Origin of the sequence: Paracoccus sp. (in: a-proteobacteria), assembly GCF_032007265.1 — a bacterium.
Taxonomy (GTDB): domain Bacteria; phylum Pseudomonadota; class Alphaproteobacteria; order Rhodobacterales; family Rhodobacteraceae; genus Paracoccus.
Genome location: NZ_DALZMB010000166.1, coordinates 1 through 5,753 on the forward strand (window position 1 = coordinate 1; position 5,753 = coordinate 5,753).

Genomic DNA, 5,753 nt, shown 5'->3' on the forward strand with positions numbered 1-5,753 from the left:
GGTTCATTTGCGAACGACCCACGCTGAGGTATCGCACTGCCGCCGAGATCGACGGGAACACACGGCCATGGATTTCGATTGGCTTCGAGCGATGCAACGTCAGTGGACGCGGCGCATTCGCCCCAAGACCTGCGCCATCGGCATGGCCCCGCATACGCAGCATGCCGCTGATTGAAGCGGGACCAACGCCGAGCGCAGCCGCCGCGACCGAGATCGACGGATAATCGACACCCCTGATACGAACCGGGACACAGCTGGGGAGGGCTCCGCGATGTTTGACCTTGCCCGCGCGATGGCGTTGTCGCCATTCCCGTTGTCGCTGCGTTTCTGCAGCCCGGCACTCGGCACAACGACAACGGTGACGCAGATAGCCACGCGCGGTTCCATGCGGCACTAAATCGGATCTGGCGCTCATGCCGCCTTCCTCCCGAAGAACTGAACAAGGCCATAGGTGCGCGCATCGAAGAGGTACCAGCAGCAATTGTCTTTGCCCGTCATCTGGGACTCGGGAAACCATTTGACCCGGCCCACTGAGACGATCTTGCGGCACAGCGGCATGAATTCCGCTGACTGAACCGTGTGCATCCAGTCCGCATCGAACAGCAACCAGGTCGGGCGTATCCTTGCAAAGTGGTGGATCATCGGATGCAGCACATCGCGTCGCCAGGGCGGATTGGTGATGATGTAGTCCACGCCATCGGCCCAGGCAGCCAGATCATCCGAGAGGGCGTCCAACCGGCGCACATCGGAATGCCGAGGTTCAATATCCCCCTCGAAACGGCATGACATGCCCGCCTCTTCCAAGGTGTTGACCAGTGCCATATCGCCCGCGCAGGGTTCAATGAAGCTGTCACCAAACCCGAGATGGGGCAGCAATGGCGCTACAGCCTCAGGCGGGGTCGGGTAGAAATCTCGCTCAATGCGTTCGAAACTGGAGCGCTTCCCCATCACTGAACACCTTTCATCTGTCCCTTGCGCATTCGCGCACCTTGTTAAAATTGCGGGGCGAAACGCCCGAAGGCAGCGGCGGTCACAAGTCCCGCCGCGCGCCCTTGATGCGTTTGAAAAACTTTTCGGACTGGCCTTTGAACCAATCGGCATCCGCAGCCGATTGCTCAGCCACGCGGGCGGCCCGCCGATGACGGGCCTCGTAATAGCGTTGGGCCATGCGCCAGAGGATCCGCATCAGTGCACCTCCGGATCAATGATCTGGAAAATGGTCTCGGCACCAACCAGCGCGATCACCTTCAGCACGTAGCGAAAATGCGGGGCGTTCTCGCGGCGCAGCCAATTGCGCACCGTGCGCGAGGTCACCGGTCGGCTGTCCGAGGTCAGCACATCGGCCGCCAGTTCCGCCAACTCGTTCTCAGACTGCGCCTCAGGAAAAGCCCGCCACAACAGACCAGCGAACCAGACACGCTCGGCCTCTTCGCCGCCGCATTTTCGGAAAGACATTTCAGAAGGTCCTGTGCTGTTGTGTCCTCGTGCAGAAGGACGATCATCAGAACGAAGAGAGGATGCGGCAGGGCGAAGGCTCATGCCGCATCCTCGGGAGTTTGATCGGAAGGAAAGAAATCAGACTTCTCGAGACGAAGGCCAAGGATATTTGCAGCACCCAGGACCTTCCCCTTGTGGGCGTCCGGAATGGAGCCGCGCACACTCCAGCTATGAATAGTCGCATGCGGCATACGAAGGGCGCGGGCCATAGGCCTGACCCCTCCGAATGCCTGAACAATTTTTACAACGTATGTCATGCCGACAAACTGCCGCATTTTGCAGACAGTAGTCAACAGCAATTTGCCGACAGACGCTTGACTGACGATTATGCGAAAAAGCTATCATGAAAATAGTCAGCCACGCCGCCCTCCGACTCCGCGAACTACGCGAGAAAGCAAAACTCTCAATTAGAGAGATGGCCGAGGAACTAGGAATCCCGAAGGGCAAATACGAGCACTATGAAGCTCGCTACAAACGCCCATACCTCCCTGCGGACTTTGCAGCAGAGGTGGCGCGAGTACTTGCCGCACGAGGTGTGCCAAGCGAGGAAGTTCTCAGCCTTGCAATCCCAGGTGAAAGCAAAGAACCAGACGACAACCTCAATCTAAGGCTTCGCTATGAAAAGCTTTCTTCGCACCGGCAGCGGATGGTTCGTGAGTTTCTGGAAGAGCTTGAGGCAGCTGAAGCAGCAAATCAAGATAGGCCGACAGAAGATTTCGACGCCTGACACTTAGACGGCTTGCGCGCTCCAACAACTCATCCCCAGTCACCCCATCCTCCGCAGAACATTTCACGAACTCCACTCACGTTAGGCGAGTTGCCGCCAATGTGTCCACCCAAGATTGCACCAGCTGCACATCAGAAACAGCGCACGCCTTGAACCAAGAAAAGCTGCAATTAGCCGACAAAAATCTGCACCCCTAGATCAAGCCGAGACCAAATCAAAAAAACGTTCGATTAGAGTGTCTGCATTTTGCAGTTGACTACAGTCGGCATTTTGCAGACATTAACTTCATCCCGAACCTTCCGGATGGAGCCTGCACATGCACATTCCCACCGTCCTGTCCGTGACCGACTTGGACACTGCGCCGCGCGCTTCAGCCCGCGCCGACCTTCGCGACATCTCTCGCGCTGAGACCCTGCGCAGCCCGCGGGCCGCGCGCACCTTCCCCTTGCAGTCGAGCACAGCGCCCAGTGGCCCCAGCACTTTGGTGATGGCCCTTGGCGGCGTAGCGCTTGCGGTGCTTGTGATTGTGATCTGGCACATCATCGCTGGCGCTTTCGATTGGCCCGAGCTTCGCGACTTTGTGGCCCCGACTGCTGCCGAGGCCCGCGTCCACGGCTGGGAAGCGCTGGCCGAAAGGGCCGCGCCATGAGGGATACCGAAAACCTGATCATGGGCCCGAGCTTCGCAGCACAGCTGCCGACCCTGATGCCGCGAACTCTGATCTCAGAAAATCTGTTGCGTCGGGTTTTGGTCGAGGTTCCGGAGATCAGCAACACCAAGCTGGGCAGCGACATCGTCGCGGCACTCACCACCCCAACCGAACAGCTGGTCGAGGAGATGCCGTGATGGTTGCTCGGTTCCGTGTATCGAGACACGGCTGGATCGTGGACAGCGTGACCGGGCTCTACATCGTCCGTGTTGCCGTCGAAGTTCTGGATGCTGACACCGCGCACCGTATTGCCACCACCATCATCACTGCGCTGCATGCTGATTTCGGCCCGAGCAATCCGGCCTGACCCAGTTCCGCCGCTCGGGACCAGGAACCGATCGACGCGAAGCCCCTGATGGCCGCCGCCCATCAGGGGCACCTTCCCCACAGACCCGCGCCCGGCGGCTCCGGGCAATCCTCACGCAAGGAAATCTCATGCCTGAGAAACACGAATATCAGCTCGGCCAGAAAGCCGTGGACACCGTCACCGGTTTCACCGGCACGATTGTAGGCCATGTCGTCTACCTGCACGGGGACGCGCAATACCTGATCCAACCAGCAAGCCCAGGCCCTGAATTTCACGAAGCGCAGTGGATCTCCGCCAAGCGACTCATTCTTGTCAGCGAAAAAGCTTCCTGACCCTCCGGTGACCGGTCCCAGCGCGGGCCGGCATCCCGAGAGCCAGCGATGCGAGGGACGAAACATGCACATTCAAAACAGCTTCGACGGCATGCCCGACCGGCTTCCGCCTCCGACCGGAAGTAGCGGTGCCGAAATCATGCGCAGCGCCGACCGCAAGCGCCGCAGGGCACCACCCGTGAAGGAAACGGCCGAGGACCGGCAGCAGAGCGACAACCACTATTCTGTGACCGCAGATGAGCTGCGCCAGTTCGTTGAGCGCATCGAGCATCTGGAAGCCGAGAAGCGCGACATCTCCGAGCAGATCAAAGAGGTCTACGCCGAGAGCAAGGGCCGGGGCTTTGACGCCAAAGCCCTGCGCAAGATTGTCGCGATCCGCAAGCGTGACCCGGAAACCGTGGCCGAGGAAGAGGCCGTGCTCGAAATCTACAAATCCGCAATGGGGATGATCTGATGGCTAATGATTATAGCGCCAAACTTGAAGCCGAGCGCACAGCAGCCCGCGAAAAATATGCCGCTGACATGGAGGGTCAACCGCCGCTCAAGCGCCGTGAGGAACTTTGGTGGGTCGGGCGAGATGAAGAGTCGTTTGGCGCCTGCGCACCCGCCCGCGATGAGGCCATTCAGATTGGTCGTCGCGACTATGATGACGGTGCCGGGTTTTACATCATCCAAGCACGCCAGGACGAAATCGACCTTGCCGCCGCCTTCAATATGGAGCGGTTCGACGAAGCGGTCGAGGAGCATTTCGAAGACCTTGCAGGCGAAGATCACGATGGATTTCTGACCAACTATAGCGGCCTAGAGCTGGCGGCCCTCGAAACCGCCATGCGCCAAACCATCCGGCAATGGCAGGTTAAGACGCGCCTGGCTGGCGGCGGGACCTGTCTTCCGCAGATTTTCACCGAGTGTGGGAAGGCCGAGCGCATCCCATCCGACAAGGAAGGTGGTGTCGCATGAACGCCCTTTCCGATATCGTTGCCGAGGTCGCGCCTGCGGCTTCTGCCACCGTGATCCGCTGCAAGGTCGCAGATCTGCGCCGCGCGGTTTCCTTGGCCGCAAGCGTGGTCGAGAACCGAAACCACATTCCCGCGCTTGCCTGCCTCGCCATTCATCCTGCGGCGGGCAAGATCACCGTCTGCGGCACGGATCTCGATCGCTTGCTCTCGGTCGATTGCCCTGCGGAATGCGTAGCAAAATTCGGCAGCTTCACGATCGAGGCGCGCCAGTTCTCGGCATTACTTCGCGGCGCAGAGGCAGCCGAGACCGTCACCATCCAGCGCGAACCTGCAGATGCATTCGGCGACGTTCTATCCATCCAGATCGGCCCGCTCACCATCAAGCGCCGCCAGCTGATCCCGATCGAGGATTGGCCGGTCATGGCCGAGATGACCGCTGACCATGAGGCCATCACCATGGCGGAAGGGGCACTGCGCAAGGTGCTGGACACCTGCCGTCATTGCATCTCGACCGAAGAGACCCGCTATTATCTGAATGGCATCTATCTGCATGCGGCCGCCGGCAAGTTGACCGGGGTCGCGACGGACGGCCACCGCCTCGCAATGTCCCGATCCGATCAGGATTGGCCGCTCGCGGCGCAGATCCTGCCGAAGCACGCCGTCACGGCTCTCGGCGCCCTGCTGTCGCAATCCGGCGATAAAGAGATCACGGTGACAGGCTGGACGAATCCCCGCATGAAGTTTGAGGGCGATGGCTGGACGCTGACCACCAAGACGATTGACGGCACCTTTCCGGATTACAACCGCGTCGTGCCAAAACCTGATCGCGACAACTTCAAAGGCCGCGCCGTTTTGGCACCAGCCCTATTCCGGCGCATCCCGTCCGCCATTGAGAGCCATAACGGCAACGCAGCAAAGCTGGACCTGCCCGCGAAGACGCTCTCGATTTCAATTCCCAGTGACGGTCTGGAAGCGTCTCTGCCGATCGAGGCGGAGGGCGATATCAGTATTGGCTTCAACATTCGCTACCTGCGCGACTTCACCCAGCACCACGGCACCATTCGGATGCAAATCAACGGCAGCGGTGATGCGGCAATCATCCATTCCGAAGACCCGGACTTCACCGGGGTCATCATGCCGATGCGGGTGACCTAATGCTGGGCCACAATCCCATCACCCATCGCGGCATTGTGCTGATCCAGAGCGACCACCCGAGCAGGGC

Annotated in this window: 13 protein-coding genes; 8 read left to right on the forward strand and 5 right to left on the reverse strand. The window is 59.9% G+C overall.

Features of this window, described 5'->3' with window-relative positions; genetic code table 11:
- The 5 genes from RTS12_RS19825 to RTS12_RS20850 form a co-directional block, all read right to left on the reverse strand.
- The coding region (locus RTS12_RS19825; protein ID WP_312531724.1) for a hypothetical protein at positions 1–415 on the reverse strand (415 nt) is incomplete at its 3' end.
- On the reverse strand, positions 412–948 hold the full coding sequence (locus RTS12_RS19830) for a class I SAM-dependent methyltransferase (protein ID WP_312531726.1): 537 nt from the start codon (positions 946–948) through the stop codon (positions 412–414). The genes RTS12_RS19830 and RTS12_RS19825, both read right to left, overlap by 4 nt.
- Before the next feature lie 82 nt (positions 949–1,030).
- Entirely contained in the window at positions 1,031–1,186 is a 156-nt protein-coding gene (locus tag RTS12_RS19835; protein WP_312531728.1) for a hypothetical protein, read from the reverse strand.
- Complete coding sequence (locus RTS12_RS19840) at positions 1,186–1,455, reverse strand: hypothetical protein (protein ID WP_312531731.1); 270 nt, start codon at positions 1,453–1,455, stop codon at positions 1,186–1,188. The genes RTS12_RS19835 and RTS12_RS19840 overlap by 1 nt, the downstream gene beginning before the upstream one ends.
- Positions 1,456–1,535: 80 nt before the next feature.
- Positions 1,536–1,772, reverse strand: a complete 237-nt coding sequence (locus tag RTS12_RS20850; RefSeq protein WP_409455722.1) for a carph-isopro domain-containing protein — start codon at positions 1,770–1,772, stop codon at positions 1,536–1,538.
- Between the two features lie 68 nt (positions 1,773–1,840).
- Between RTS12_RS20850 and RTS12_RS19845 the strand changes: the two genes are divergently transcribed.
- The 8 genes from RTS12_RS19845 to dnaN all read left to right on the forward strand — a co-directional run bounded on the left by RTS12_RS19845 (position 1,841) and on the right by dnaN (position 5,686).
- Positions 1,841–2,224: a helix-turn-helix transcriptional regulator gene (locus tag RTS12_RS19845; RefSeq protein WP_312531734.1), complete on the forward strand. Its 384-nt coding sequence runs from the start codon at positions 1,841–1,843 to the stop codon at positions 2,222–2,224.
- A gap of 316 nt (positions 2,225–2,540) precedes the next feature.
- Positions 2,541–2,873, forward strand: a complete 333-nt coding sequence (locus RTS12_RS19850; RefSeq protein WP_312531736.1) for a hypothetical protein — start codon at positions 2,541–2,543, stop codon at positions 2,871–2,873.
- Entirely contained in the window at positions 2,870–3,070 is a 201-nt protein-coding gene (locus RTS12_RS19855; protein ID WP_312531738.1) for a hypothetical protein, read from the forward strand. The genes RTS12_RS19850 and RTS12_RS19855 overlap by 4 nt, the downstream gene beginning before the upstream one ends.
- Positions 3,070–3,240 (forward strand): hypothetical protein, encoded by a 171-nt coding sequence (locus RTS12_RS19860; protein WP_312531741.1) that lies wholly within the window; start codon positions 3,070–3,072, stop codon positions 3,238–3,240. Before RTS12_RS19855 ends, RTS12_RS19860 begins: the two co-directional genes overlap by 1 nt.
- Positions 3,241–3,368: 128 nt before the next feature.
- Positions 3,369–3,572 (forward strand): hypothetical protein, encoded by a 204-nt coding sequence (locus RTS12_RS19865; RefSeq protein ID WP_312531744.1) that lies wholly within the window; start codon positions 3,369–3,371, stop codon positions 3,570–3,572.
- A gap of 64 nt (positions 3,573–3,636) precedes the next feature.
- Positions 3,637–4,026, forward strand: a complete 390-nt coding sequence (locus tag RTS12_RS19870) for a DUF2312 domain-containing protein (protein WP_312531746.1) — start codon at positions 3,637–3,639, stop codon at positions 4,024–4,026.
- The gene (locus RTS12_RS19875; RefSeq protein WP_312531749.1) at positions 4,026–4,532 is read left to right on the forward strand and encodes a hypothetical protein; all 507 of its coding nucleotides are present in this window, start codon (positions 4,026–4,028) and stop codon (positions 4,530–4,532) included. Before RTS12_RS19870 ends, RTS12_RS19875 begins: the two co-directional genes overlap by 1 nt.
- Positions 4,529–5,686: a DNA polymerase III subunit beta gene (gene dnaN / locus RTS12_RS19880; protein ID WP_312531751.1), complete on the forward strand. Its 1,158-nt coding sequence runs from the start codon at positions 4,529–4,531 to the stop codon at positions 5,684–5,686. Before RTS12_RS19875 ends, dnaN begins: the two co-directional genes overlap by 4 nt.
- Positions 5,687–5,753 lie beyond the last annotated feature (67 nt).